The 26,365-nt window shown below is 72.3% G+C and carries 23 protein-coding genes; 18 read left to right on the plus strand and 5 right to left on the minus strand.

Annotated elements, in window-relative coordinates; all coding sequences use genetic code 11:
• The first annotated feature begins 562 nt into the window (after positions 1-562).
• Positions 563-1,648: a nicotinate-nucleotide--dimethylbenzimidazole phosphoribosyltransferase gene (gene cobT / locus ACZ59A_RS02135; protein WP_470954588.1), complete on the plus strand. Its 1,086-nt coding sequence runs from the start codon at positions 563-565 to the stop codon at positions 1,646-1,648.
• Between the two features lie 7 nt (positions 1,649-1,655).
• Here the strand turns inward: cobT and ACZ59A_RS02140 are convergent, their stop codons facing one another.
• A complete protein-coding gene (locus ACZ59A_RS02140; RefSeq protein WP_470952302.1) occupies positions 1,656-2,396 on the minus strand; it encodes a hypothetical protein in 741 nt (246 codons plus the stop codon).
• Positions 2,397-2,430: 34 nt separating this feature from the next.
• Here ACZ59A_RS02140 and ACZ59A_RS02145 point away from each other — a divergent pair, with 34 nt between their 5' ends.
• The 7 genes from ACZ59A_RS02145 (at position 2,431) to ACZ59A_RS02175 (ending at position 13,043) form a co-directional block, all read left to right on the plus strand.
• The gene (locus tag ACZ59A_RS02145) at positions 2,431-3,375 is read left to right on the plus strand and encodes an adenosylcobinamide-GDP ribazoletransferase (RefSeq protein WP_470952305.1); all 945 of its coding nucleotides are present in this window, start codon (positions 2,431-2,433) and stop codon (positions 3,373-3,375) included.
• Positions 3,376-3,497: 122 nt separating this feature from the next.
• The gene (locus ACZ59A_RS02150; RefSeq protein WP_468041537.1) at positions 3,498-5,042 is read left to right on the plus strand and encodes a leucyl aminopeptidase; all 1,545 of its coding nucleotides are present in this window, start codon (positions 3,498-3,500) and stop codon (positions 5,040-5,042) included.
• Positions 5,043-5,264: 222 nt separating this feature from the next.
• Positions 5,265-6,653, plus strand: coding sequence for a dihydrolipoyl dehydrogenase (gene lpdA, locus ACZ59A_RS02155; RefSeq protein WP_470952308.1), 1,389 nt, complete (start codon positions 5,265-5,267; stop codon positions 6,651-6,653).
• 55 nt (positions 6,654-6,708) lie between these two features.
• Positions 6,709-8,454: a 2-oxoglutarate dehydrogenase, E2 component, dihydrolipoamide succinyltransferase gene (sucB, locus tag ACZ59A_RS02160; RefSeq protein ID WP_470952311.1), complete on the plus strand. Its 1,746-nt coding sequence runs from the start codon at positions 6,709-6,711 to the stop codon at positions 8,452-8,454.
• 179 nt (positions 8,455-8,633) lie between these two features.
• Positions 8,634-9,257, plus strand: coding sequence for a GntR family transcriptional regulator (locus tag ACZ59A_RS02165; protein WP_468041532.1), 624 nt, complete (start codon positions 8,634-8,636; stop codon positions 9,255-9,257).
• Between the two features lie 93 nt (positions 9,258-9,350).
• Complete coding sequence (gene aceE / locus ACZ59A_RS02170) at positions 9,351-12,026, plus strand: pyruvate dehydrogenase (acetyl-transferring), homodimeric type (protein ID WP_470952315.1); 2,676 nt, start codon at positions 9,351-9,353, stop codon at positions 12,024-12,026.
• 36 nt (positions 12,027-12,062) lie between these two features.
• Positions 12,063-13,043, plus strand: coding sequence for a helix-turn-helix transcriptional regulator (locus tag ACZ59A_RS02175; RefSeq protein ID WP_470952317.1), 981 nt, complete (start codon positions 12,063-12,065; stop codon positions 13,041-13,043).
• A 3-nt stretch (positions 13,044-13,046) separates the two neighbouring features.
• Here the strand turns inward: ACZ59A_RS02175 and ACZ59A_RS02180 are convergent, their stop codons facing one another.
• Positions 13,047-13,967, minus strand: a complete 921-nt coding sequence (locus ACZ59A_RS02180) for an SDR family oxidoreductase (protein WP_470952320.1) — start codon at positions 13,965-13,967, stop codon at positions 13,047-13,049.
• Positions 13,968-14,119: 152 nt separating this feature from the next.
• Here ACZ59A_RS02180 and ACZ59A_RS02185 point away from each other — a divergent pair, with 152 nt between their 5' ends.
• Positions 14,120-14,638, plus strand: a complete 519-nt coding sequence (locus tag ACZ59A_RS02185) for a DUF4240 domain-containing protein (RefSeq protein ID WP_470954590.1) — start codon at positions 14,120-14,122, stop codon at positions 14,636-14,638.
• 24 nt (positions 14,639-14,662) lie between these two features.
• Here the strand turns inward: ACZ59A_RS02185 and ACZ59A_RS02190 are convergent, their stop codons facing one another.
• Complete coding sequence (locus ACZ59A_RS02190) at positions 14,663-15,193, minus strand: GNAT family N-acetyltransferase (RefSeq protein WP_470952322.1); 531 nt, start codon at positions 15,191-15,193, stop codon at positions 14,663-14,665.
• 68 nt (positions 15,194-15,261) lie between these two features.
• On the opposite strand from ACZ59A_RS02190, the gene ACZ59A_RS02195 reads away from it, so the two are divergent.
• The 4 genes from ACZ59A_RS02195 (at position 15,262) to ACZ59A_RS02210 (ending at position 19,389) form a co-directional block, all read left to right on the plus strand.
• Complete coding sequence (locus ACZ59A_RS02195; RefSeq protein ID WP_470952325.1) at positions 15,262-16,161, plus strand: TIGR01777 family oxidoreductase; 900 nt, start codon at positions 15,262-15,264, stop codon at positions 16,159-16,161.
• A 185-nt stretch (positions 16,162-16,346) separates the two neighbouring features.
• The gene (locus ACZ59A_RS02200) at positions 16,347-17,675 is read left to right on the plus strand and encodes an NAD(P)/FAD-dependent oxidoreductase (protein ID WP_470952328.1); all 1,329 of its coding nucleotides are present in this window, start codon (positions 16,347-16,349) and stop codon (positions 17,673-17,675) included.
• A 148-nt stretch (positions 17,676-17,823) separates the two neighbouring features.
• Complete coding sequence (locus ACZ59A_RS02205) at positions 17,824-18,624, plus strand: nucleotidyltransferase domain-containing protein (RefSeq protein WP_470952330.1); 801 nt, start codon at positions 17,824-17,826, stop codon at positions 18,622-18,624.
• Positions 18,625-18,633: 9 nt separating this feature from the next.
• Positions 18,634-19,389, plus strand: coding sequence for an ArsR/SmtB family transcription factor (locus ACZ59A_RS02210; protein WP_470952332.1), 756 nt, complete (start codon positions 18,634-18,636; stop codon positions 19,387-19,389).
• A gap of 63 nt (positions 19,390-19,452) precedes the next feature.
• Here the strand turns inward: ACZ59A_RS02210 and ACZ59A_RS02215 are convergent, their stop codons facing one another.
• Positions 19,453-20,964, minus strand: a complete 1,512-nt coding sequence (locus ACZ59A_RS02215; protein WP_470952335.1) for a regulator — start codon at positions 20,962-20,964, stop codon at positions 19,453-19,455.
• A 190-nt stretch (positions 20,965-21,154) separates the two neighbouring features.
• Here ACZ59A_RS02215 and lipB point away from each other — a divergent pair, with 190 nt between their 5' ends.
• The 4 genes from lipB (at position 21,155) to ACZ59A_RS02235 (ending at position 24,196) form a co-directional block, all read left to right on the plus strand.
• A complete protein-coding gene (gene lipB / locus ACZ59A_RS02220) occupies positions 21,155-21,973 on the plus strand; it encodes a lipoyl(octanoyl) transferase LipB (protein WP_470952338.1) in 819 nt (272 codons plus the stop codon).
• A 154-nt stretch (positions 21,974-22,127) separates the two neighbouring features.
• Positions 22,128-23,072: a lipoyl synthase gene (gene lipA, locus ACZ59A_RS02225; RefSeq protein WP_470952341.1), complete on the plus strand. Its 945-nt coding sequence runs from the start codon at positions 22,128-22,130 to the stop codon at positions 23,070-23,072.
• Between the two features lie 235 nt (positions 23,073-23,307).
• The gene (locus ACZ59A_RS02230; protein ID WP_468041510.1) at positions 23,308-23,505 is read left to right on the plus strand and encodes an SCO2195 family GlnR-regulated protein; all 198 of its coding nucleotides are present in this window, start codon (positions 23,308-23,310) and stop codon (positions 23,503-23,505) included.
• 10 nt (positions 23,506-23,515) lie between these two features.
• Positions 23,516-24,196, plus strand: coding sequence for a DUF4191 domain-containing protein (locus ACZ59A_RS02235; RefSeq protein ID WP_468041509.1), 681 nt, complete (start codon positions 23,516-23,518; stop codon positions 24,194-24,196).
• A gap of 95 nt (positions 24,197-24,291) precedes the next feature.
• On the opposite strand, the gene ACZ59A_RS02240 is transcribed toward ACZ59A_RS02235, so the two are convergent.
• Positions 24,292-24,759: an RDD family protein gene (locus tag ACZ59A_RS02240; protein ID WP_468041507.1), complete on the minus strand. Its 468-nt coding sequence runs from the start codon at positions 24,757-24,759 to the stop codon at positions 24,292-24,294.
• A gap of 189 nt (positions 24,760-24,948) precedes the next feature.
• Here ACZ59A_RS02240 and glnA point away from each other — a divergent pair, with 189 nt between their 5' ends.
• Complete coding sequence (glnA, locus tag ACZ59A_RS02245) at positions 24,949-26,358, plus strand: type I glutamate--ammonia ligase (protein WP_468041506.1); 1,410 nt, start codon at positions 24,949-24,951, stop codon at positions 26,356-26,358.
• Positions 26,359-26,365 lie beyond the last annotated feature (7 nt).

Genomic DNA, 26,365 nt, shown 5'->3' on the forward strand with positions numbered 1-26,365 from the left:
GCGGCGCCACCAGGGGCCGGGACGTACCCAGTCCGACCGCAGGCATACGGCGGAGCCGGAGCCGGGACATGCCCAACCCGACCGCAGGCGTGCGGCGGAGCCGGGGCCGGGACGTGTCCAGCCCGGCCACAGGCGCGCGGCGCCACAGGGGGCCGGGACGTACCCAGAGCGGCCGCAGGCATACGGCAGTGCCGGGGCCGGGACATACCCAGCCCGACCGCAGGCGCACGGCGAAGCCAGGGCCGGGACGTGCCCAGCCCGGCCGCGGGCGTGTGGCGCCACCGGGGCCGGGACGTACCCAGAGCGGCCGCAGGCATACGGCAGTGCCGGGGCCGGGGCGCACCCAACCCGGGCGTGGGCGTGCGGTGGAGCCGGGGGCGGGACGTGTCCAGTCCGGGCGGAGCTGCTGAGGGGCCGGGGGTGTCCCCACGGTTTCGGGGAGGGGCGGGGTGGGGGAAAGGCGGCCTCGCACCGGGCGCGGGGCTCTGGGCGTCGGGGGTGTCCACAGGGCGGGGCGTCCCAACAGCGGGCGGCCGGTAGGGTTCACGGCGTGAGCAGCGGCCTGAATCTCGATGACTTCGTCGACCTGATCGAGCGCCCCGACGGGGGCATCCGACGTGACGCCGAGGAGCGGCGGGAGCGGCTGGTGCCGCCGCCCGGCGCGCTCGGGCGGCTGGACGACCTGGGTGAGTGGCTCGCCGCCGCTCAGCAGCAGGTGCCGGTCAAGCCCATCGAACGCCCCCGGGTGGTGCTGTTCGCGGGCGACCACGGCATCGCGGAACTCGGCGTCTCCGCCCGCCCCGCGGGAAGCGCCCACGCACTCGTCCGCGCCGTGATCGACGGCGAGAGCAGCGTCGCCGTGCTCGCCCGCCGCTTCGGCGTGCCCGTCCGCGTCGTCGACATGGCGCTGGACTGCGACCCCGCCGAGCTGCCCGCGGAGGTCACCCGGCACCGGGTGCGCCGCGGTTCGGGGCGGCTCGACATCGAGGACGCGCTGACCGCCGAGGAGGCCGAGCAGGCGTTCCGTACCGGCATGGCCATCGCCGACGAGGAGGCCGACGCGGGTACGGACCTCCTCGTGCTGGGCGACCTCAGCGTGGGCGGCACCACCGCCGCGGCCACGCTGACCGCCGCGCTGTGCGGCACGGACGCGTCCGTGGTGACCGGGCGCGGCGGGGCCGGGATCGACGATCTGGCGTGGATGCGCAAGTGCGCGGCGATCCGTGACGGGCTGCGCCGGGCCCGCCCGGTCCTCGGCGACCAGCTCCAGCTGCTGGCCGCGGTCGGCGGCGCGGACCTCACCGCGATCACCGGCTTTCTGCTCCAGAGCGCGGTGCGCCGCACGCCCGTGATCCTGGACGGCGTCGTCTCGGCGGCGTGTGCCCTGGTCGCCCAGCGGGTGGCGTTCCGTGCGCCGGACTGGTGGCTGGCGGGCCAGGCCAGCGGCGAACCGGCGCAGGAGAAGGCGCTCGACCGGATCGCGCTCACCCCGCTGCTCGACCACGGCGTGACCGTGGGCGAGGGCGCGGGGGCGCTGCTGGCGCTGCCGCTGGTCCAGGCGGCCGCGGCGCTCGCGGGGGAACTTCCCGAGCGTGCGGCCGAAGCGAAGCCGGAGCAGGCCGAAGGCGAGCAGACCGAAGAGGCATGACGGGGCATCAGGACGGCTCGGAGAAGCCGCCGATCCAGTCCTGGACCCGTCGCCGCACCCCGTCCCAGCGCGCGTCGTGGCGGGCCGCCCGGCGGTGCGCCCGGGCCCGGGTGCGGGGCCGGGCGCGGTAGACGCGGCGCGCCCACGGCGATCCGGGGCGCGCCAGCCGTACTGCGCCGACGATCGCCACCAGGGGCACCAGCACCCCGATCACCGCGATCCGCAGCTTGCCCTTGACCAGGGCCAGCAGGGCGAAGACGAAGTTGACGGAGACCTCCGCGACCACCGCGCCGCGGTCGCTGCGCTCGGCGGCCGACACCTCGTTCACCCCGAACGGCAGGAAGCCGCTGAGCACCAGGGCGACCAGGGCGGCGGTGACCACGACGACCTCGACGCTCTTTCTGCCCTGCTCCGACCAGTAGACGTCGTGCAGGTGGAGGATCAGCGCGAACTCGTCCAGCACCAGCCCGGCGCCCACCCCGAAGAGCACCGCCGAGACTGCCGCCCCCGCCCCGTGCCGTTCGCTCGCGACCGCGCCGAAGCCGCCGACGACGGTCAGGATCACACCCGGCACCACATGGTGAACGTGCAGCCCGCCGGGGGTGACGTTGCGGAACGGGCCCTTGCCCGCCTTGATCATCCGGGTGACGGTGCGCGTGATCACGAACGAGAGGATGAACGAGGCCAGCGCGAGGAGCAGCGGCAGCTTGCCGGGCTCGACGATGTTGCGTTCCCACCAATGGCCCATGGCCCGTCAGGGTCGCGCGATACTCTGCGGCGCGATGGACACCACGCCGGAGCAGTCCCCCGACCGCCAGCCGGAACCGGACCCGGAGCAGCAGCCGGAACCGGACCCGGAGATACCGCCGACCCCCGCAACGGAGACCCCCGGCGCGGAAATCCCGCCGAGCCCCGGCGCGGAGATACCGCCGCGTCCGGCGCACCCCCCGCGCGCCTCGCTCGACGACGGCCTCCGCTTCGCCTTCGGCACGCTCACGGCGCTGCCCGTACGGGTGGCGCGCTGGGATCGCGAGGCGGCGCGCGTCGGCATGCTGTGCGCCCTGCCGGTCGGGCTGACGGTCGGGCTGTGCGCGGCCGCGCTGGGCGGCGTACTGCTGTTCCTGGGCGCCGGGCCGCTGCTCGCGGCGGTCGCCTCCGTCGCCGTCCCGGCCGTACTGACCCGCGGCCTCCACCTCGACGGGCTCGCGGACACCGCGGACGGCCTCGGCAGCGGCAAGCCCGCGGACGAGGCACTGCGGATCATGAAGCGCTCCGACATCGGCCCGTTCGGTGTCATCACCCTGCTGTTCGCGCTGCTGGCACAGGTGGCGGCGCTGGCCGAGCTGTACGGGGAGAGCTGGACGCGCGGCGCGGTGGCCGCCGCCGCGGCGGGGCTCGTCGCCCGGTGCGCCCTGACGCTCGCGGCCCGCCAGGGGATGCCCGCGGCGCGGCCGGAGGGGCTGGGCGCCGCGGTCGCGGGGGTGGTGCCGCCACGGGCGGCCGTCGCCGCTGCCGCGCTGGCCGTCGTCGCCTGCGCGGGGGCGGGCGCGCTCGTGGACGTGTACGCCATGCCGATGCACGCGCTGGCGGCGCTGGCCGGACTCGCCGCCGCCGATCTGCTGTCGCGTCACTGTGTGCGCCGCTTCGACGGGGTGACGGGGGACGTCTTCGGCGCCCTCGCGGAAACCGCGGCCACGGCGGCCCTGCTGGTGCTGACCTTCGGCTGAGGCGACGGGCGTTCGACTGACGCGACGGGCTCCGGAAGCGCGCCGCGGCTCGGAATAAGCTGGGCGCACGGCTGACCACACCCGATGTCGGCCCGAACTATCGGAAGAGGGACCCGACCACTGTGACTGCACTGACTCTCAGCACCTCCTCCGCCGCGACGCTGCGCGCGGATGCCCTTGTCGTCGGCGTGGCAAAGGGGACCAAGGGCCCCGTCATCGCCCCGGGCGCCGAGGCCGTGGACAAGGCGTTCGGCGGGAAGCTCGCCACCGTTCTGGAGACGCTCGGCGCGACCGGCGCCGAGGGTGAGGTGACCAAGCTGCCCGCCGCCTCCGGGCTCAAGTCCCCGGTCGTACTGGCGGTCGGCCTGGGCGAGGCCCCGTCGAAGGGCGACGGCTTCGACGCCGAGGCGCTGCGCCGCGCCGCGGGCGCGGCCGCCCGTGCGCTGGCGGGGTCGAAGAAGGGCGCGTTCGCGCTGCCCGTCGAGGACGCGGCGGACGTGGCCGCGGTCGCCGAGGGCGCGCTGCTCGGCGCGTACGCGTACGACAAGAGCAACGGCAAGAGCGCCAAGGGCAGCAAGGACAAGGGCGACAAGGACAAGAAGAACAACGGTCCGCTCGCCGAGGTGGCCCTGCTCGGCGCCAAGCCGCGCGACAAGGCGCACAAGGCGGCGGCCGAGCGTGCCACGGCACTGATCGCCGAGGTCAACCGGGCCCGCGACCTGATCAACACCCCGTCCAACCTGCTCGACCCGGCCTCGTTCGCGGCGGCGACCGTGACCGCGGCCAAGGAGCACGGTCTGAAGACCGAGGTGCTGGACGAGAAGGCCCTCGCGAAGGGCGGCTACGGCGGCATCCTGGGCGTGGGCCAGGGCTCGGACGCCCCGCCGCGGCTGGTGCGGATCGCGTACACCCACCCCAAGGCCGAGAAGACGCTCGCGCTGGTCGGCAAGGGCATCACGTACGACTCGGGCGGTATCTCGCTGAAGCCGGCCGGTCACAACGAGACCATGAAGTGCGACATGAGCGGCGCGGCCGCGGTGTTCGCCGCCGTGGTGGCGGCGGCCAAGCTGGGGCTGCGGGTCAACATCACCGGCTGGCTGGCGCTGGCCGAGAACATGCCGTCGGGTTCGGCGACCCGTCCCGGCGATGTGCTGTCGATGTACAGCGGCAAGACCGTCGAGGTGCTGAACACCGACGCCGAGGGCCGCCTGGTGCTCGCCGACGCGCTCGCCCGCGCGTGCGAGGAGAAGCCGGACGCGATCGTGGACGTGGCGACGCTGACCGGTGCGATGGTCCTGGCGCTGGGCAACCGCAGGTTCGGGATCATGTCGAACGACGACGCGTTCCGCACCGCGCTGCACGAGATCGCGGACGAGGCGGGCGAGGCGTCCTGGCCGATGCCGCTGCCCGCCGATCTTCGCAAGGGCATCGACTCCCCGGTCGCCGATCTGGCGAACATGGGCGAGCGCATGGGTGGCGGCCTGGTGGCCGGTATCTTCCTCAAGGAGTTCGTGGAGGACGGCATCGCCTGGGGTCACCTGGACATCGCGGGTCCCGCCTTCAACGAGTCCGGTCCGTTCGGCTACACCCCCAAGGGCGGCACGGGCTCCGCGGTCCGCACCCTGGTGCGGCTGGCGGAGCGCACCGCCGACGGGGACCTAGGCTGACCGGGAGACCCCTTTACCGGGTACCGGTGAGTAACCCCTGATCCGGGGTCCCGAGATATCTCACACAACGGCCCCGCGTCCCGCCTCCCGTCAACAAGTGCGAAGATGTTGCCCGGCAGGACAGGGCCCCCACACCAGGGCTGCGAGCAAGAAGCGGCCGAACAACCGCCGCCACCGGCCACCGAAGGTCGGCCCGGCGCACCCATGCATGGAGGACGTGACGTGGCGAACGACGCCAGCACCGTTTTCGACCTAGTGATCCTCGGAGGCGGTAGCGGCGGTTACGCCGCTGCCCTGCGCGGAGCGCAGCTGGGTCTGGACGTCGCCCTGATCGAGAAGGACAAGCTGGGCGGCACCTGTCTGCACCGCGGCTGCATCCCGACGAAGGCTCTGCTGCACGCCGGTGAGCTCGCCGACCAGGCTCGTGAGGGCTCGGAATTCGGCGTGAAGACCACCTTCGAGGGCATCGACATCGAAGGCGTGCACAAGTACAAGGACGGCGTGGTCACGGGCCTGTACAAGGGTCTGCAGGGCCTGATCGCCTCGCGCAAGGTCACCTATGTGACGGGCGAGGGCCGGCTGTCCTCGCCGACCTCCGTCGATGTGAACGGCGAGCGCTACACCGGCCGCCACATCCTGCTCGCCACCGGTTCGGTGCCGAAGTCCCTCCCCGGCCTGGAGATCGACGGCAACCGCGTCATCTCCTCGGACCACGCGCTGGTCCTGGACCGGGTTCCGAAGTCCGCGATCGTGCTGGGCGGCGGCGTCATCGGCGTCGAGTTCGCCTCCGCGTGGAAGTCCTTCGGGGCCGATGTCACCATCGTCGAGGCGCTTCCCCACCTCGTCCCGGTCGAGGACGAGAACAGCTCCAAGCTGCTGGAGCGCGCCTTCCGCAAGCGCGGCATCAACTTTTCCCTGGGCTCGCGCTTCTCGGGCGTCGAGTACACCGACGACGGCGTCAAGGTCTCGCTGGAGAACGGCAAGACCTTCGAGGCCGAGGTGCTGCTCGTGGCCGTCGGCCGCGGCCCGGTCTCGCAGGGCCTGGGCTACGAGGAGGCCGGGGTCGCCATGGACCGCGGCTACGTCCTGGCCGATGAGTACATGCAGACCAACGTCCCGACCATCTCCGCCGTCGGTGACCTGATCCCCACGCTTCAGCTCGCCCACGTCGGCTTCGCCGAGGGCATGCTGGTGGCCGAGCGCCTGGCCGGCCAGAACCCCGTTCCGATCGACTACGACGGCGTGCCCCGGGTGACGTACTGCCACCCCGAGGTCGCCTCCGTCGGCATCACCGAGGCCAAGGCCAAGGAGCTGTACGGTGCGGACAAGGTCGTCGCCCTGAAGTACAACCTCGCGGGCAACGGCAAGAGCAAGATCCTGAAGACCACGGGCGAGATCAAGCTCGTCCAGGTCCGCGACGGTGCTGTCGTCGGCGTCCACATGGTCGGTGACCGTATGGGCGAGCAGGTCGGCGAAGCTCAGCTGATCTACAACTGGGAGGCGCTGCCGGCCGAGGTCGCGCAGCTCGTCCACGCCCACCCCACCCAGAACGAGGCGCTCGGCGAGGCCCACCTGGCGCTTGCCGGCAAGCCGCTGCACTCCCACGACTAATCAGTCCGAGCGCGCGACCCATTCCGCACAGATCGTTAAGGAGCAACCGAACACCATGGCGGTATCCGTAACCCTGCCGGCGCTCGGCGAGAGCGTGACCGAGGGCACCGTCACCCGCTGGCTCAAGGCCGAAGGTGAGCGCGTCGAGGCCGACGAGCCGCTGCTCGAGGTCTCGACCGACAAGGTCGACACCGAGATCCCGGCGCCCAGCGCCGGTGTGCTGACATCCATCAAGGTGGCCGAGGACGAGACGGTCGAGGTCGGCGCCGAGCTCGCCGTCATCGACGACGGCGAGGGCGCCCCCGCGGAGGCCCCCGCCCCGGCTGCCGAGCCCGCTCCGGCGGCCCAGCCCGAGCCCGAGCCCGCCGCGGCCCCCGCCGCCGAGGCCCCGGCCCCGGCCGCCGCCCCGGCCGGTGGTGCCGAGGGCACCGACGTCGTCCTGCCCGCGCTGGGCGAGTCGGTGACCGAGGGCACCGTGACCCGCTGGCTCAAGGAGGTCGGCGAGTCGGTCGAGGCCGACGAGCCGCTGCTCGAGGTCTCCACCGACAAGGTCGACACCGAGATCCCCGCCCCGACCGCGGGCACCCTGCTGGAGATCCTGGTCGGCGAGGACGAGACCGCCGAGGTCGGCGCCAAGCTCGCCGTGATCGGTACTGCCGATCAGGGCGCCGCCGCTCCGGCCGCCGCGCCCGCCGAGGCCCCGGCCGCCCCCGCCCCGGCCCCCGAGCCGGTCAAGGCGGAGGCCCCGGCCCCCGCCCCCGCTCCGGAGCCCACCCCGGCTCCGGCGCCCGCTCCGGCCCCGGCCCCGGCCGCTCCGGCTCCGGCTCCGGCTCCGGCCGCCAAGGCGTCCATCCCGGCTCCGGCCTCCCCCGAGGCCGAGGGCGCGTACGTGACCCCGCTGGTGCGCAAGCTCGCCGCGGAGAACGGCGTGGACCTGGGCACCGTCAAGGGCACCGGCGTCGGCGGCCGCATCCGCAAGCAGGACGTCATCGCCGCCGCCGAGGCCGCGAAGGCCGCGGCCCAGACCCAGGCGCCGGCTCCGGCCGCCGCCGCGCCGAAGGCCCCGCAGGCGGTCTCCCCGCTGCGCGGCCAGACCATCAAGATGCCGCGGATGCGCAAGGTCATCGGCGACAACATGATGAAGGCGCTGCACGGCCAGGCCCAGCTGACCAGCGTGGTCGAGGTGGACGTCACCAAGGTCATGCGGCTGCGTGCCCAGGCCAAGGAGGCGTTCGCGCAGCGTGAGGGCGTCAAGCTCTCGCCGATGCCGTTCTTCGTGAAGGCCGCCGTCCAGGCGCTGAAGGCCCACCCGGCCGTCAACGCCCGGATCAACGACGACGACACGATCACGTACTTCGACGTGGAGAACATCGGCATCGCGGTGGACGCCGAGAAGGGCCTGATGACCCCGGTCATCAAGGGCGCGGGCGACCTCAACATCGCCGGTATCTCCAAGAAGACGGCGGAGCTGGCGGGCAAGGTCCGCTCCAACAAGATCACCCCGGACGACATGTCCGGTGCCACCTTCACGATCAGCAACACCGGCTCGCGCGGTGCGCTGTTCGACACGATCATCGTGCCCCCGAACCAGGTCGCCATCCTGGGCATCGGCGCGACCGTCAAGCGTCCGGTGGTCATCAACCACCCGGACCTGGGCGAGACCATCGCGGTGCGCGACATGACGTACGTGGCGCTCTCCTACGACCACCGCCTGGTGGACGGTGCCGACGCGGCCCGCTACCTGACCGCGGTCAAGGAGATCCTGGAGGCCGGTGAGTTCGAGGTCGAGCTGGGCCTCTGACCCGCCTTACGGCAGACGGCCGCGCCCCGCACGGGCTTCCCGTGCGGGGCGCGGCCCTTTTTCGTGTCTTTCCGGCTCCGTGTCTTTCCGGCTCCGTGTCTTTCCGGCTCCGGACCGCGATGCTTCCGCTGCCTGGATAATGACTTCCGTTCACCGCTGGTTCCGAAGGAGCGCTCCCTATGATCCCGCCCGTCGTCCACTCGCTGCGCGAGCAGATCCGCGAGCACATCGTGGAGGGGATCGTCAGCGGGCGGTGGAAGCCGGGCGAGCGGATCGTCGAGCGGCGCATCGCGACGGAGCTGGAGGTCAGCCAGACGCCCGTACGGGAGGCGCTGCGCGAGCTGGAGACGCTGCGGCTGATCGAGTCGGCCCCGAACAAGGGCGTCCGGGTGCGGAACCTGACCGCCGCCGACCTGGAGGAGATCTATCCGGTGCGGGCCGGTCTGGAGCAGATCGCCGCCGAGCTGGCGGCGCCCCGGCTGGCCGAGGACACCTCGGCGCTGGAGCCCGAGGTGCGGGCGCTGTACGACGCCGACCGCAGAGCCGACGGCGAGGCCCAGGTGCGGCACACCGTGGCCTTCCACCGGGAGCTGGTGCGGGCGTCGGGCAACAGCGTGCTGCTGCACACCTGGGAGTCGCTGGGCATCGAGATCTGGACGACGCTGTCGATCCGCTGGCTGGGCACCGTGCAGCAGTCATACGCCGAGGAGCACCAAGCGGTGGTCGACGCGTTCCGGCGACGGGATCCGAGGGTGGGCGAACTGGTCAAAGCACACGTTCTCGGATGTGCACCGCGTGCCTGATTTCGAGGCACGGAATGCCAATTTCGCCGTACGGACAAGTTTTTCCCTTCATCTACTTTGATCGATCATCGATCAGAACTTACAGTCGACCGCATGACCGATCTCGCTAGCACGCAGCCGAGTGCGCTCGACCAGTTCCCCGACCGGGACCCCGAGGAGACCGCCGAGTGGGGCGCCTCGCTCGCTGCCGTCACCCAGGCCGCCGGCCCGCACCGCGCCTCGTACCTGATGCGCCGCACGCTGGAGCGCGCCGAGGGCGCCGGGCTCGCGCTGCCGCCGCTGCTGGAGTCGGACTACGTCAACACCATTCCGACCGCCGCGGAGCCCGCGTTCCCCGGTGACGAGGAGCTGGAGCGCCGGATCACCGCCTGGAACCGGTGGAACGCGGCGGCGATGGTCACCCGCGGCAGCCGCGACGGCCTCGGCGGCCACATCGCCACCTTCGCCTCCGCCGCCTGGCTCTACGAGACGGGCTTCCAGCACTTCTTCCACGGCAAAGAGACCGACGGCAGCGGCGACCAGCTCTACATCCAGGGCCACGCCTCCCCCGGCATCTACGCCCGCGCCTTCCTCGACGGCCGGCTGACCGAGGCGCACCTCGACAACTTCCGCCGCGAGGCGGGCGGCGACGGACTGCCCTCGTATCCGCATCCGCGCCGGATGCCCTCGCTGTGGGAGTTCCCCACCGTCTCGATGGGCCTCGGCCCGATCTCCGCGATCTACCAGGCCCGCTTCAACCGCTACCTGGCCGCCCGCGGCATCAAGGACACCGCGAACTCCCACGTCTGGGCGTTCCTCGGCGACGGCGAGATGGACGAACCGGAGTCGACCGCCGCACTGGCGCTGGCCGGGCGCGAGGGTCTGGACAACCTCACGTTCGTCATCAACTGCAACCTGCAGCGCCTCGACGGCCCGGTGCGCGCCAACTTCAAGATCGTGCAGGAGCTGGAGGCCCAGTTCCGCGCGGCCGGATGGAACGTCGTCAAGTCCCTGTGGGGCTCCGCCTGGGACGAGCTGTTCGCGCTCGACGCCTCCGGCGCGCTGGGCCGTCGGCTGCGCGAGGTCCCGGACGCCCAGTTCCAGACGTACGCGACCCGCGACGCCGCCTACATCCGCGAGCACTTCTTCGGCGCCGACCCGGCCCTCGCCGAGCTGGCGAAGACGCTGACCGACGCCAAGCTGGCCGAGTGTTTCCACACCTCCCGCGCGGGCCACGAGCCCCGCAAGGTGTACGCGGCCTACCGCGCGGCCATGGAGCACAAGGGCGCCCCCACGGTCGTCCTCGCCCAGACCGTCAAGGGCTGGACGCTCGGCCCCGGCTTCGAGTCGCGCAACGCGAACCACCAGATGAAGAAGCTGACCGGCAAGGAGTTCCGCGCCATGCGCGACCTCCTGGAGCTGCCCATCCCGGACAGCAAGCTGGACGACGAGCTGGTCCCGTACATCCACCCCGGCGAGGACTCCCCCGAGGTCCGCTACCTCCAGGAGCGCCGTGCCGCGCTCGGCGGCCCCGCCCCGGCCCGCAAGGTCCACCCGGTGGCCCTGCCCGAGCCCTCCGCCAAGCCGTTCGAGGCCCTCGCCAAGGGCTCCGGCAGCCAGGAGATCGCCACGACCATGGCGTTCGTACGCCTGGTCAAGGACCTGATGCGGGACAAGGAGACCGGTCGGCGCTGGGTGCCGATCGTGCCCGACGAGGCCCGTACGTTCGGCATGGAGTCGCTCTTCCCGACCGCCGGGATCTACTCCCCGCTCGGCCAGACCTACGACCCGGTCGACCGCGATCAGCTCCTGTACTACAAGGAAGCCAAGAACGGTCAGATCCTCAACGAGGGGATCACCGAGGCCGGTTCGATGGCCGACTTCACCGCCGCCGCCACGTCCTACGCGACGCACGGCGAGCCGATGATCCCCTTCTACATCTTCTACTCGATGTTCGGCTGGCAGCGCACCGCCGACCAGATGTGGGCGCTCGGCGACCAGCTCGGCCGCGGCTTCCTGATCGGCGCCACCGCCGGGCGTACGACGATGACCGGTGAGGGCCTGCAGCACGCGGACGGCCACTCGCATCTGATCGCCTCCACCAACCCGGCGGCGCTCGCCTACGACCCGGCGTTCGCGTACGAGGTCGGCGTGATCGTGCGGGACGGGCTGCGGCGGATGTACGGCCCGCAGGCCGAGGACATCTTCTACTACCTCACGGTCTACAACGAGACCAAGGTGCAGCCGCCGATGCCGCAGCGCGACGGCGTCGAGGAAGGCATCGTCAAGGGCCTCTACCGCTTCCAGGAGGCCGAGGCGCCCGCCGCCGACGCCCCCCGGATCCAGCTCCTCGCCTCCGGCACCGCCATCCACTGGGTGCTGGAGGCACAGAAACTGCTCGCCGACGACTGGGGCGTGGCCGCCGACGTGTGGTCCGCCACCTCCTGGAGCGAGCTGCGCCGCGATGCCCTGTCCTGTGACGCGGCGCAGCTCAACGGTGAAGACCGGGTCCCGTACGTCACCCGTGCCCTGGCAGGCGCACCGGGCCCGGTCCTCGCTGTCAGCGACTGGATGCGGGCGGTGCCGGACCAGATCAGCCAGTGGGTCGAGCAGGACTGGTACTCGCTCGGCACCGACGGCTTCGGTCTCTCCGACACCCGTGACGCGGCCCGCCGCCACTTCGGGGTGGACGTCCCGTCGATCGTGGTCAACGCGCTGGCCCGGCTCGCCAAGCAGGGCCAGGTCAAGAGCACGGCCCCCAAGGAGGCCGCCGAGCGCTACGGCATCTGACGGCGCGCCGCCGCCCCCTCACGGCATGATGGGGCGGTGCGTGCAGCGCGGCTGATCAAGATGGTGCTTCTGCTCCAGGCTCGGCCCTCGATGACGGGGGCCGAGCTTGCGCGTGAGCTGGAGGTTTCGGAGCGCACGGTGACGCGTGACGCCGCCGCGCTCTCCGAGGCCGGGGTCCCGGTCTACGCGGACCGCGGCCGGGCCGGTGGCTACCGGCTCATCGGCGGCTACCGCACCCGGCTGACCGGCCTCGGCCGCACCGAGGCGGAGGCGCTGTTCCTGTCCGGCGTGCCGTCCGCGCTGCGCGAGATGGGGCTCGCGGACGCCGCCTCCGCCGCCCGGCTGAAGGTCTCCGCCGCGCTCCTCCCCGAGCTGCGCGACGCCTCCCACACGGTGGCCCAGCGCTTCCATCTCGACGCCCCGGGGTGGTGGCAGGAGCCGCAGACGCCCTCGCTGCTGCCGGACGTCGCCGACGCGGTGTGGGACGACCGGCGGCTCGCGGTCCGGTACCGCCGCCGGGACGCGGAGGTGGACCGCGAGCTGGAGCCGTACGGGCTCGTCCTCAAGGCGGGCGTCTGGTATCTGGCGGCCCGCGCCGACGGCCCCCAGGGCGACTTCCGGGTCTACCGGGTGGACCGGCTCGCCGCGGTCGGGCCCGCGCCCGGCGAGGGGCGTTTCCGGCGCGACGAGACGTTCGACCTGCCCGCCTTCTGGGAGGAGCGGGCGGCACAGTTCGCGCGCGCGATCCTCCGCGAGGAGGTCACGGTGCGCCTCACCCCGGACGGCGCCCGCGCCCTGCGTCACGTCACGGACCGCACGGCGGCCGAGGAGGCCGTACGGTCCGCCGGGGAGCCGGACGGGGCGGGGCGGATCACCGTCAGCCTGCCCGTGGAGTCCGCCGAGGTCGCGTACGGCCAGCTCCTCGCCCTGGGCCCGGAGGCGGAGGTGCTGTCGCCGCCGGAGCTGCGGGAGCGGTTCGCGGCGGCGGCGCGGTGCATGAGGGACCTCTACCGGTAGGGCTCACCGGTAGTCGGCGGCGGTGCCCTCCTTGCCGCCGAAGACGACGTCCCGGAAGTATCCGAAGGCGTCCGGCCGCGACCCGTCGAGGTCGGTGAAGCCGTAGACCTTGGCCAGATCGCCGCTGAAGACGGACTGTCCGTTCCACCGCGCCCGGTCCGGGTCGGCGGCGAGCGCGGCGACCGCCCGCCCGACGAAGTGCGGGGACTCGGCGATGGCGAAGTGCTGCTCCCGCTCCACCGCGTCCCGCCAGTTCTCCTCGGACACCCCGAAGTGGTCCAGCATCTGCTCGGAGCGCAGGAAGCCCGGGGAGACGCACACGGCCGTGCCGCCGAACTCCTTCAGCTCCTGCGCGAGGCCGAAGACCGTGCGGATGGGGGCGTTCTTGGTGAGGTCGAAGAAGAGGTTCTCGCGGTAGGTCTTGTTGAACTCCTCGTTGCCGTCGGTCACCTCGATCACCAGGCCGCCGGGGTTCCGGATCAGCAGCGGCAGCGCGTAGTAGTGGGTGATCAGGTGGGTCTCGACGCCGAGCCGGAGCATCCGCAGCCCGTTCGCCAGGTTGTTCTCCCAGGTCTTCTTGTTGAATTCGATCAGCGCCTCACCGCCCCAGACGTCGTTGACCAGGACGTCCAGCCGCCCCTGCTCGCGGTCGACGCGCTCGATGAGCGCCTGTACCTGCTCCGGCTCCAGGTGATCCGTCGGCACCGCGATGCCCGTGCCGCCCGCCGCCGTGACCAGTTCCGCGGTCTCCTCGATGGTCTCCGTCGCCCGCCCGACCTCGCTGACCCGGTCCCGGGTGGTGCGCCCCGTCGCGTAGACGGTGGCGCCCGCCGCGCCCAGCTCGACGGCCATCGCCCGGCCCGCGCCGCGTGTCGCGCCCGCGACGAGGGCGATCGTGCCCGCCAGTGCGCCCTGTGTGCTCACGTATGTGTTTCCTCTCCGTGGAGCCGTCCTCAGTGACGCGTTCGACCCTCGCAAGGAAACCCGACATCTTCTGTCCCATATAACAAGAGGGCCGCATCTGGGCCGCTCCACGTGCGGGGGTGGGCGCGAGGGCCGATGCTGGTCCCGTGATGATGGACGAGACGGAGTTCTGGGGGCTGGTCGACAGGGCTCGGGAGGCCGCCGAGGGCGACCCCGAGGACCAGTCCGACCTGCTCGTCGAGCAGCTGTCGCAGCTCGACCCCGACTCCGTGCTGGACTTCGCCCGGCACTTCGAGGCCCGCGCGAACCGGGCGTACCGCTGGGATCTGTGGGGTGCCGCCTGGGTGATGCTGGGCGGCGTCAGCGACGACGCGTTCGAGGCGTTCCGCTTCTGGCTGATCGGCCAGGGCCGGGACGTCTTCGAGGGCGCGCTGCACGACCCGGACGCCCTGGCGGAGCTGCTGGACGATTTCGACGAGCAGGTGGACGGCGACTGCGAGGACCTGGGGTTCGCGGCGGACGAGGCGTACGAGCAGCTCACCGGCCTGGTACTGCCGGAGCTGGGGCTTCCTACGCAGCCGGACGAGCCGATCGGCGCGACGGTCGACCTGGAGGACGACGCGGCGCTGGCGGTGCGCTATCCCCGGCTCTGGGAGCGCTTCCGGGGCTGATCCGGGGCTGACCCGGGTCTGGGGTCAGCCGCTGAGGGCGCGGCCCATCAGCACATCGTCCACGTAACGGCCGTCCAGCAGGAACTCCCCCGGCATGACGCCCTCCACCGCGAAGCCCTCCGACTCGTAGAGCCGCCGCGCCGGGAGGTTGTGGCCGAGCACCCGCAGGGTGATCCGGCTCGCGCCCTGCCGCAGCGCCTCCTCGTACGCCGCGTTCAGCAGCGCCCGCGCGACGCCCCGGCCGCGCGCCTTCGGGTCCACCGCGAGCCCCTGTATCTGGCGGACGTGCGCGTTGCTGGCCAGCTGCGTCGGCGGGACGAGCCGCAGATAGCCGACGGGCTGCCCGTCCAGCTCGGCCACCGTGACGTGCACGGGGCGGTTGCGGTGGGTGAAGAAGGCGTCGTACGGCGGCTCCGGGGCCGGCAGTACGGAGTGCAGCGTGGACCAGGTACGGCGGTCCAGCGCGACCAGCGCGTGCTCGTCGTCGAGCACGGCGCGCCGGATGAGCGGCGCGGGCAGGGCTGACGGCTGGGTCGGGGCGGAGGGCTCGGACATGCGGGTCACTCTGCCACGCGCTCCTCGACGTCCGACATCCCCCGGAAGATCGGGGGCAGGATGGGCCCATGCGCATCGCGGTCACCGGTTCCACCGGGCTCATCGGGACGGCCCTCGTCCGCTCTCTGCTCCGGGACGGCCACCAGGTCGTGCGCCTGGTGCGGCGAACTCCCCGCGAGGAGGCGGAAGTCGAGTGGGACCCGCAGCGGCAGTGGGTCGACACCGCCGGGCTGACGGGGTGTGAGGCCGTCGTCCACCTCGCGGGCGCGGGCATCGGCGAGCACCGCTGGACCGAGGCGTACAAGAAGGAGCTGCGGGACAGCCGGGTGCTGGGCACGGCCGCCATCGCCGAGGCCGTGGCCTCTCTGGACACCCCGCCGCGGGTGCTGGTCAGTGGAAGCGCGGTCGGGTTCTACGGGGACACGGGGGAGCGCGCGGTCGATGAGAGCGCGCCCCCTGGGCACGGTTTCCTCCCGGACCTGTGCCAGGACTGGGAGGAGGCGACCGCCGCGGCGCAGGAGGCGGACGTGCGCACGGTGTTCATCCGCAGCGGTCTGGTGATCGCTCCCGAGGGCGGGGCGTGGGGGCGGCTGTTCCCCCTGTTCAAGGCGGGCCTCGGCGGGCGGATGGGCAGCGGCCGCCAGTACTGGAGCTTCATCGCCCTGCACGACCACATCGCCGCGCTGCGCCACATCCTGGACACCGCGGACCTCAGCGGCCCGGTCAATCTCACCAGCCCCTCCCCCGTGACCAACCGTGAGATCACCGAGGCCATGGGCCGGGTGCTGCGCCGCCCGACGCTCCTCCATGTGCCCGCTCCGGCCCTGCGGATCGCCCTGGGCGAGATGTCCACCGACATCCTCGGCAGCGTACGGGCCCTCCCCCGCAGGCTCCTGGACACCGGCTTCGCCTTCACCTACCCCCATGTCGACGAGGCCCTGAAGGCGGCGGCGGGCGGTCGGCGCTGACGGGGCGTAGGGGTCGTAGAGGACGTCACGGGGGAACGGGACGCCACGAAGCGGAACGGCCGAACCCGATCGGCGTGCGACCGTTGTGCGCCCATGCTCGGTCGATGCGCGTCTGTCATCGACCGTTTTTGCCCCTACCGTCGTGACCGTTCCGATCCGCTCCATCCCGACCCCGGGGAGGACACGTGCTCAAGCGCACGCACCGCACGGACGTCGTCATCGTGGGAGCCGGACTCGCGGGACTGGCCGCCGCCCAGTCGCTGACCGGCGCGGGCATGGAGGTCACCGTCCTGGAGGCCGCGCCGCGGGTCGGCGGCCGCATGACCACCGATACGGTCGACGGCTTCCGGCTGGACCGCACCGGGCAGCTGGTGAACACCTCCTTCCCTGAGCTGCGGCACACCCCGGGACTCGACGCCCTCGCCCTGCGCCCCTTCTCCCAGGGGGTGCTGGTGCACGGCGACGGCCGTACGCAGCGGATCGGCACCCCTCGCGGCCCCCGGAGCACAAGGGGCGCACTCACCACGGCGCGCGCTCTCGCAAGCGCTGCCCGCGCGCCCCTGGGCGGCGGACTCGATCAGGCCCGACTCGGTGCCGCGCTCGGCAGGCTCGCCGCCCTGCCCGCGGACCGCCTCCTCGCCCGCCCCGACCGGCCGGTCCACGAGACCCTGGCGGGGCGGGGCCTTCCCGCTCGTACCGTCGAGAGCGTGCTGCGGCCGCTTCTCGTCTCGCTGCTGAGCGATCCGGGCCTGAACACGTCCAGCCGCTGCGCCGATCTGGTGCTGCGCGGCTACGCCCGCGGCAGGCTGTGCCTTCCGGCGGGCGGCGCCGCCACCGTCCCCGAGCTGCTGGCCGCCACGCTGCCGCCGGGGACCGTCCACACCGGCGTACGGGCCACCTCGGCCGCCACCACCACCGTGACCACCGCCGGACACGGCGAGATCCGCTGCCGCGCGGTGCTGGTGGCCACCGGGGCGCACGACGCCGCCGAACTCCTCCCCGGGCTGCGGCTGCCCGCCTTCCACCCGGTCACCGTGCTGCACCACACCGCCGGTCAGCCGCCCCTGCGCGAACCCGCGCTGATCCTCGCCGCGGGCGGCCAGGGTCCCGTCGCCCACACCACGGTCGCCAGCGAGGTCGACCCCTCGCGCGCGCCGGGCGGCCGGGTGCTGATCACCTCCACCGTGCTGGGCGCCGCCGCGGGCCTGCCGACCGCCGAACTCGACCGGCAGGCCAGGGCCCAGCTCGCCACCGTCTACGGCACCTCCACCGCCGACTGGGAGCTGCTGGCCGCCCACCACGACCCGCACGCCGTGCCCGCCATGCCCGCGCCCCACGACCTGCGCCGCCCGGTGCGGCTGCTGTCCGGGCTGTACGTATGCGGCGACCACCGTGACGCCAGCACCGTGCAGGGCGCCCTCGTCTCCGGCCGCCGCGCCGCCCGGGCGGTGCTCCACGACTTCGGCGCCACCCCCGGCTCCGACACCCCCGTCGTCCCCGTCGCGGCGGCCTGACGGCGCCCTCCGCCAAGGTCCACTACCGTCTGCGTCATGAGGTGATGACCCAGGCGCACCGATCCGCATGGCGCCGTGCGAGCCCTGCTCCGGCGTCCATGCGGTGCGCCCGCATGGCCCGTCATCCACCGCGCACGATCGGACCTTCATGACCGACGACACGTTCCTCACCCATGCCGCCGACCGGCTCGCCGCACTGCCCGCCGTGCGCGCCGTCGCCCTCGGCGGCTCGCGCGCCCAGCGGACCCACGCCCCGGACAGCGACTGGGACCTGGCCCTGTACTACCGGGGCGCGTTCGACCCGGCCGATCTGCGCGCGGTCGCCCGCTCGTCCGCCTGGCCGGGGGAGGTCTCCGGCATCGGCGACTGGGGCGGCGGCGTCTTCAACGGCGGCGCCTGGCTCACCGTCGGCGGACGGCACGTCGACGTCCACTACCGCGACCTCGACGCCGTCGAACACGAACTCGCCGAGGCCCGGCGGGGCCGCTTCCGCTGGGAGCCGCTTCTCTTCCACCTCGCGGGCATCCCCAGCTATCTGGTCGTCGCCGAACTCGCCGTCAACCAGGTACTCCGCGGCGCCCTGCCCCGCCCCGGGTACCCGGAGGCGCTGCGCGCGGCGGCTCCCCCGTTCTGGCGCGACCGGGCCGCCCTGACGCTCGCGTACGCCAAGGGCTCGTACGCCCGGCGCGGCCAGGCCACCGAGGTCGCGGGCGCGCTGGCCACCGCCGCCATGCAGACCGCCCACGCGGTGCTGGCGGCACGCGGCGAGTGGGTCACCAACGAGAAGCGGCTGCTGCGGCGGGCGGGCCTGGGCCGCCTCGACACGGTCACGTCCGGGCTGCGGCCCGATCCTGAGGCCCTGGCGCGGGCGATCGCCGAGGCGGAGGAGGTGTTCGAGGCCGCTCGGCGCACGAACACTTCGCCGGGCGCCGAAGCGACCGCGCCCTAGGCTGAACCCATGACCGCCTCTCCCGCCCGTGACGCGGACCTCGCCCGCGCCGCCACCGTCTTCGCGGACGCCTCCCGCGCCCGGATCCTGCTGGCGCTGGCGGAGGGGCGGGCGCTGCCCGCGAGCGTGCTGGCCACCGAGGCGGGGGTGAGCGCCTCCACGGTGAGCGGACACCTGGCGAAGCTGCTGGAGGCCGGTGTCGTACGCGTCGCACCGCAGGGGCGGCACCGCTACTACCGGCTGACCGGCCCGGCCGTCGGCGAGGCCATCGAGGCGCTGGCGAGGATCGCGCCGCCGCTGCCCGTCACCTCGCTGCGGGCGTCCACCCACGCCCAGGCCCTGCGCCGGGCCCGCACCTGCTACGACCATGTCGCGGGCGGCCTGGGCGTGGCGCTGATGGGCGCCCTGCTGGACCGCGGCCTGCTGACCGGCGGCGACGGACGCCACCACCCGGAGACCGCCGAACGCGACCGGCTGTCCGCCCCCGGCAACGACACCCCGTACCGGCTGACCGACCGGGGGCGGACCGAGCTGGCCGCGTTCGGCGTGGACACCGACCGGCTCCACGGCCGCCGCCCCCTGATCCGCTACTGCGTGGACTGGACCGAACAGCGCCACCACCTGGCGGGTGCCCTGGGCGCCGCGATCACCGACCGCCTCTTCGAGCTGGACTGGATCCGCCGCGGCACCCGCCGCCGGGCGATAGACGTGACGGACCAGGGCACGGCGGGCCTGTCCCACACGTTCGGCGTGCGCACGCCCTGACCAAGCCCGACGGCGAGCCGCCCCAGCAGCACGGGCTGACCCGCCCCGCGTCGCCGCGGTCGGCTAACCCAGTGCCGCGACGCGTTCGCGGTAGCCGCGGACCGGGGCCGCGTCTCGGTAGGGCTCCAGGCGGCGCTCGAAGTCGCGTACGTAGTCCAGCGCCCGCGCCGACCGCATCTCGGACGCCTGCTGCGCCGCCTCCGCGCCCAGCGCGCACGCCTGCTCCAGCTCGCCCAGGCCCAGCCGGGCCGTGGCCAGCACCACCCGGCTGAAGAGGCGGCTGCGGGCGAATCCGGCGCCGCGCAGCCGTAGCGAGCGCTCCGCGTGCTGGGCCGCGGCCCGGTACTGCTGGAGGTCCCGGTGGCAGTGGCCGAACTCGTCGGCCAGCTGGGCCTCGTCGAAGGTCCGCGCCCAGTACGGCACGTCGTCGCCCGGACGCGACGTCTCCAGCGCCCGCTCGGCGCGGGCGAGCGAGGCGGTGCAGGCCCGTACCTCGCCGAGCACCGCGTGCCCGCGCGCCTCGACCGCGTGCAGCAGGGCCTGCAGCACCGGCGGGGCGCCGCCGCCCACGCCCTGCTGGGCCACCCTGGCGAGCTGGACGGCCTCCCGGCCGTGGCCCAGGTAGACGGCCTGGCGGCTCATGGTCACCAGCACATAGCTGCCGTACGGCCGGTCCCCGGCGGCCTGGGCGAGCCGCAGCGCCTGGACGAAATACCGCTGGGCCAGGCCGTGCGCGGCGATGTCGTACGACGTCCACCCGGCCAGCCGGGTCAGGTCCGCGACGGCGCCGAACAGCCGCCGACCCGTCGTCTCGCCGTAGGTGCCGCGCAGCATCGGCTCGCCCTCGTGCTCCAGATAGCGCACCAGGGCCTGCCGGGCGTGGCCGCCGCCGTACGTCTGGTCCAGCGTCCGGAACAGCTCGCTGACCGAGCGCAGCGCCGCGATGTCGCCCGGGGTCACCCGGTGGCCGGGGCCGCGCTGGACCCGGTCCGCCTGCCGCTGCCGGGGCACCGGCACCCGGTCGGCGGTGGCCGTCCCGGCGGAGACCGCCCGGCCCGCGGCGGCTCCCCGGCCGCCCTGCGCGGGGACGGTCGGGCCCCCGGCGGCCGCCGGGGGTTCACCCCGGGCGACCCGGTCGTCCGGGCGGCCGATCAGCCAGTCCCGGCTGGGGACCACGAGCCCGGCCGGGGTGAAGGCGATCTTCCGTAGCTCCGCGTGGCTGCCGGAGTCCTTCCGCCACAGCCCGCTGACGATGTCCACCGCCTCCTGCGGGGTCGCCGCGAACTCCAGCCCCGCGTAGACCGGGGCACAGGCGTCCAGCCCCAGGTCCTGGGCGGTCAGCCGGCGCCCCAGCCGCCGGGTGAAGACCTCGGCGATCAGCGCGGGGGTGGTGCCGCGCGGCTGCTGGCCACGGAGCCAGCGGGTCACCGACGTCTTGTCGTATCTCAGGTCGAGGCCGTGCTCGATACCGAGCTGGTCCACCCGCCGGGCGAGCCCGGCGTTGGAGAACCCTGCCTCGGAAATCAGCGCGGCGAGCTGACGGTTGGGGATGCGCTGCGGGGGTCGTTCCGTCATCAGCCTGCCGGTCTCCCTGATTCGCTCTGTGGAACGGCGTGAATTTAACTGGCTGTAGCGGGCTGATCGCGCTGGTCGGACTCCTTTCATCCGATCGTGTGAGAACGAGCCGGATACGGGTAGGAAAGCGCGCGGTCGTACAGTGGCGGGGGCACCGCCCACTGTTACGAGGTCCGAAAAGGAGCTTGCCGTGACCGCAGCGTCCCCGGGGACGACCCCCGCTTCGCAGACGCGACTGCGCTACGTCCACTTGGGGTTCGGGGCGGAGGCCGTCGACTACCAGGAGGCGTGGCAGGAGCAGCGCCGGGTGCACGCGGCCCGCTTCGCGGACGAGATCCCGGACACCTGTCTGCTGCTCGAGCACCAGGCCGTCTACACGGCGGGGCGGCGCACGGCGGACAACGAGCGCCCTCTCGACGGCACCCCGGTGGTGGACGTGGACCGCGGCGGCAAGATCACCTGGCATGGTCCAGGGCAGCTCGTCGGCTATCCGATCCTCAAGCTGCCGCGCCCGGTGGACGTCGTCGCGCATGTCCGGCGGCTGGAGGAGGCCATGCTGCTGACCTGCGCCGACTTCGGCGTGGAGGCCACCCGGGTGGAGGGCCGCAGCGGGGTGTGGGTGCTGGGCGACCCGATGGACCAGCGCCCGGCGCTCGGCGGGCTGAAGCTGGACTTCGACCCGCGGGTGGAGGACGAGGAGTTCGACCCGCGGATGAACGGCCCGGAGTACGCCCCGTCCAACGCCGGACAGCGCCGCGAGGACCGCAAGCTCGGCGCGATCGGCGTGCGAGTCGCCAAGGGCGTGACCATGCACGGGTTCTCGTTCAACTGCGATCCGGACAACACCTCGTACGACCGGATCGTGCCGTGCGGCATCCGGGACGCGGGCGTGACCTCGCTCTCGGCGGAGCTGGGCCGGGACGTGGCGGTCGCCGAGGTGATCCCGGTGATCGAGAAGCATCTGCGGGCGGTCGTGGAGTCCTCCGTACCGCTGCCGCGCGCCGTGTAGGAGCCGTGTAGGAGCGTGCTCCCGGGGAATGCGCCCCCGACGTCATCGGTTGCCCTGGACGTAAATCCGTATGAATGACGGGCGTACCCTGGTGACCGCCGACGAATCGAAAGCCGCGCCACCCAGACTCGCCAAGCAAAGAGGAGTGCCGGACGTGTCCGCAGTCGCACCCGACGGACGCAAGATGCTGCGTCTGGAGGTCCGGAACAGCCAGACCCCCATCGAGCGCAAGCCCGAATGGATCAAAACCCGGGCGAAGATGGGCCCCGAGTACACCGAGCTGCACGGCCTGGTGAAGCGGGAGGGCCTGCACACGGTGTGCCAGGAGGCGGGCTGTCCCAACATCTTCGAATGCTGGGAGGACCGCGAGGCCACGTTCCTCATCGGCGGCGACCAGTGCACCCGGCGCTGTGACTTCTGCCAGATCGACACCGGCAAGCCGCAGCCGCTGGACCGCGACGAGCCGCGCCGGGTGGCCGAATCCGTGCAGACGATGGAGCTGCGCTACGCGACGATCACCGGCGTCGCCCGCGACGACCTGGACGACGGCGGCGCCTGGCTGTACGCGGAGACCGTGCGGCAGATCCACTCCCTCATGCCGGACACCGGCGTCGAGCTGCTGATCCCGGACTTCAACGCGGACCCCGACCAGCTCGCCGAGGTCTTCTCGTCCCGCCCCGAGGTGCTCGCGCACAACGTCGAGACGGTCCCGCGGATCTTCAAGCGCATCCGCCCCGGCTTCCGCTACGAGCGCTCGCTCGAGGTCATCACCAAGGCCCGCGAGGACGGTCTCGTCACCAAGTCCAACCTGATCCTTGGCATGGGCGAGACCCGCGAAGAGGTCAGCCAGGCGCTCCAGGACCTGTACGACGCGGGCTGCGAGCTGATCACGATCACCCAGTACCTGCGCCCCTCCCCCCGGCACCACCCGGTGGAGCGCTGGGTCAAGCCGCACGAGTTCGTGGAGCTGAAGGAGGAGGCGGACGAGATCGGCTACGCCGGTGTCATGTCCGGCCCGCTCGTCCGTTCGTCCTACCGCGCGGGGCGCCTGTACCAGCAGGCCATCGACCACCGCGAGAACTCGACGCAGGCGGTCTGAGCCCCGACGGCACGAGAGCCGGTGTGAGCAACACGCTGTGTGAGTGCGGGCACACCGGCCACTCGGCCCGTTTCGCAAAACCCCAGGTCACAGCCACAATAGAAGCCGTATCCGAGGCTTCATCGGTGTTTGACCGGCCGGTCACACACTGGTAACACCATTGGGTAACGATAAAACCACGCACCGCTCATAGCCGCGTGCGTCGTGATAATCCACCGCTTCCGAGGGGTACTCAATGCCGGCTGCGCCCGTACGCCCGTCCATGACCGACGCGCTGCTCGCCCTGGAGGGTCTGCTGCTGCGCGGCGGGCAGCGCACAGCCCGGCGTAACGCCTGGACCTCGGTCCTGGAGGACCGGCGCCGCGCCAAGGACCGGACCGAGGCACAGCACGTTCTGGAGGCCGTGTCCACCGGGGCTTCCCAGGCCACGTAAACTTCGCCTTATGGCGCGGAAGGAAACATCCGAGAACCCCGGGCGACTGAAGCAGATCGCCCAGACCTACAAGATGACCAAACGGGTCGACTCCAAGGTCGGCCTCGTGGTTGCCGGCGTGGGGATCATCACCTTCGGTGTCCTCCTCGCCATCGGCTTCCTGATCGGTCACCCCATCTTCCTGGGCATCCTGGGCTTCGTCCTGGCGTTCCTCGCGATGGCGATCATTTTCGGCCGTCGCGCCGAGCGGGCGGCCTTCGGTCAGATGGAGGGCCAGCCGGGCGCGGCGGCCGCCGTCCTGGAGAACGTGGGCCGCGGCTGGTCGGTGACCCCGGCGGTCGCGATGAACCGCAACCAGGACGTCATCCACCGGGCCGTCGGCAAGGCGGGCATCGTGCTCGTCGGCGAGGGCAACCCGAACCGGCTCAAGGGCATGCTGGCCGCCGAGAAGAAGCGCATGGGCCGCATCGTCTCGGACGTCCCGGTGCACGATGTGATCGTCGGCACCGGCGAGGGCCAGGTGCAGATCAAGAAGCTCCGCACCACGCTGCTGAAGCTGCCGCGGGTGCTGCCGGGCGCGCAGGTGACGGTCGTGAACGAGCGGCTGCGGGCGCTGGGTGACCTGATGAGCAACATGCCGATCCCGAAGGGCCCGATGCCCAAGGGCATGCGGATGCCGAAGGGCCGCTGATCCGCCGATCCGGCTGAGACTCCACGTAATAAAGGCGGCCCGGGACAAGAGTCCCGGGCCGCCTTTCGTATGCAATCGGCTGTCCTTGGCTGCGCCTACACCCGGATCTGCACGGCCTTGGAGAGCCGGTCGTGCAGCCCGCGGGTGTCGCGGTCGAAGACGACCGCGGGGATGACGAGCACCAGCAGCACGCTGCGCAGCACGGCCCGCGGCAGGCTGAGCCGCACCCCGCCCTCGCCGACCACCCGCAGCCTGAGCAGCAGCTTGCCGGGGGTCGCGCCGACGGTGCCCACGGTCAGCACGCTGAGCACGAGGAAGACGAGCAGCGCCCAGTTCCCGGCGGCCTGCGGATTACGGTCGGCCAGTAGCGCGTACGACACGAGCACACACAGCGCCCAGTCGATGAAGAGCGCCCCGAAACGCCGCCCGAGCGATGCGATCGCGCCCGGTCCGCTCTCGGGCAGCCCCATCCCCTGGCCGCGGTAGCCCAGGTCGACGCCCATCTCCTCGGCGGCCGCGCGGGGGCCGGAAAGCCAGGATCCGATTGCTTGCCTCTTGTCCACGCTCCATACGGTACTGCGGCCCTCCGCATACGCCCGTAACGGCCCCTGACCCGGTTAACCTGGGTGAAACAAATGGGTCATGCCCGGGAAATCCCGCCTGCTTATCGTCGGCGACAGCGCGCCACCACCCCCAGGACCGCGCGACCGAACAAATCCCCGTCCCCCTGCGGCCGGGCTAGGAGGAGTTGGATGTTCCAGAACGCCGACGACGCTCGGAAGTTCATCTCGGACGAGGACGTCAAGTTCGTCGACGTCCGGTTCTGTGACCTTCCCGGCGTCATGCAGCACTTCACCGTACCGGCAGCGGCGTTCGACCCGGACGAGGAGCTGGCCTTCGACGGCTCGTCGATTCGCGGCTTCCAGGCGATCCACGAGTCGGACATGGCCCTGCGTGCGGACCTGTCGACGGCGCGTATCGACCCGTTCCGCCGCGACAAGACGCTCAACATCAACTTCTTCATCCACGACCCGATCACGGGCGAGCAGTACAGCCGCGACCCGCGCAACATCGCCAAGAAGGCCGAGGCCTACCTCGCCTCCACCGGCATCGCGGACATCGCGTACTTCGGCCCCGAGGCCGAGTTCTACGTGTTCGACAGCGTGCGCTTCGAGACCAAGGCGAACGAGGCCTTCTACCACATCGACTCCGAGGCGGGCGCCTGGAACACCGGTGCGCTGGAGGACAACCGCGGTTACAAGGTCCGCTACAAGGGCGGCTACTTCCCGACCCCGCCGGTCGACCACTTCGCCGACCTGCGCGCCGAGATCAGCCTGGAGCTGGACAAGGCCGGTCTCCAGGTCGAGCGCCAGCACCACGAGGTGGGCACCGCCGGCCAGGCCGAGATCAACTACAAGTTCAACACGCTGCTGGCCGCGGCCGACGACCTGATGCTGTTCAAGTACATCGTCAAGAACGTGGCGTGGAAGAACGGCAAGACCGCGACCTTCATGCCGAAGCCGATCTTCGGTGACAACGGCTCGGGCATGCACGTCCACTCGTCGCTGTGGCAGGGCGGCGTCCCGCTCTTCTACGACGAGCAGGGCTACGCGGGCCTCTCGGACACCGCCCGCTACTACATCGGCGGCATCCTCAAGCACGCCCCGTCGCTGCTGGCCTTCACCAACCCGACGGTGAACTCCTACCACCGCCTGGTCCCGGGCTTCGAGGCGCCGGTCAACATGGTGTACTCGCAGCGTAACCGCTCGGCCGCGATGCGTATCCCGATCACGGGCTCCAACCCGAAGGCCAAGCGCGTCGAGTTCCGCGCCCCGGACTCCTCCGGCAACCCGTACCTGGCCTTCGCCGCGCTCCTGCTCGCGGGCCTGGACGGCATCAAGAACAAGATCGAGCCGGCCGAGCCGATCGACAAGGACCTCTACGAGCTGGCCCCCGAGGAGCACGCGGGCGTCCCCCAGGTCCCGACCTCCCTCCCGGCCGTCCTCGACGCGCTCGAGGCCGACCACGAGTACCTCCTCCAGGGCGGTGTCTTCACCTCCGACCTGATCGAGACGTGGATCGAGTACAAGCGCACCAACGAGATCGCCCCGCTGCAGCTGCGTCCGCACCCGCACGAGTTCGAGCTCTACTTCGACGTCTAAAGACCCC

The sequence above is a fragment of the Streptomyces sp. NPDC040405 genome (genome assembly GCF_055595765.1).

Bases quoted from the DNA above. Each gene is read 5' to 3' on its own strand.
- ACZ59A_RS02140 (WP_470952302.1), bottom strand. From the start codon at position 2,396: ATGGGCCATTGGTGGGAACGCAACATCGTCGAGCCCGGCAAGCTGCCG.
- ACZ59A_RS02145 (WP_470952305.1), top strand. From the start codon at position 2,431: ATGGACACCACGCCGGAGCAGTCCCCCGACCGCCAGCCGGAACCGGAC.
- sucB (WP_470952311.1), top strand. From the start codon at position 6,709: ATGGCGGTATCCGTAACCCTGCCGGCGCTCGGCGAGAGCGTGACCGAG.
- ACZ59A_RS02165 (WP_468041532.1), top strand. From the start codon at position 8,634: ATGATCCCGCCCGTCGTCCACTCGCTGCGCGAGCAGATCCGCGAGCAC.
- aceE (WP_470952315.1), top strand. From the start codon at position 9,351: ATGACCGATCTCGCTAGCACGCAGCCGAGTGCGCTCGACCAGTTCCCC.
- ACZ59A_RS02185 (WP_470954590.1), top strand. From the start codon at position 14,120: ATGGACGAGACGGAGTTCTGGGGGCTGGTCGACAGGGCTCGGGAGGCC.
- ACZ59A_RS02190 (WP_470952322.1), bottom strand. From the start codon at position 15,193: ATGTCCGAGCCCTCCGCCCCGACCCAGCCGTCAGCCCTGCCCGCGCCG.
- ACZ59A_RS02195 (WP_470952325.1), top strand. From the start codon at position 15,262: ATGCGCATCGCGGTCACCGGTTCCACCGGGCTCATCGGGACGGCCCTC.
- ACZ59A_RS02205 (WP_470952330.1), top strand. From the start codon at position 17,824: ATGACCGACGACACGTTCCTCACCCATGCCGCCGACCGGCTCGCCGCA.
- ACZ59A_RS02210 (WP_470952332.1), top strand. From the start codon at position 18,634: ATGACCGCCTCTCCCGCCCGTGACGCGGACCTCGCCCGCGCCGCCACC.
- ACZ59A_RS02215 (WP_470952335.1), bottom strand. From the start codon at position 20,964: ATGACGGAACGACCCCCGCAGCGCATCCCCAACCGTCAGCTCGCCGCG.
- ACZ59A_RS02230 (WP_468041510.1), top strand. From the start codon at position 23,308: ATGCCGGCTGCGCCCGTACGCCCGTCCATGACCGACGCGCTGCTCGCC.
- ACZ59A_RS02235 (WP_468041509.1), top strand. From the start codon at position 23,516: ATGGCGCGGAAGGAAACATCCGAGAACCCCGGGCGACTGAAGCAGATC.
- glnA (WP_468041506.1), top strand. From the start codon at position 24,949: ATGTTCCAGAACGCCGACGACGCTCGGAAGTTCATCTCGGACGAGGAC.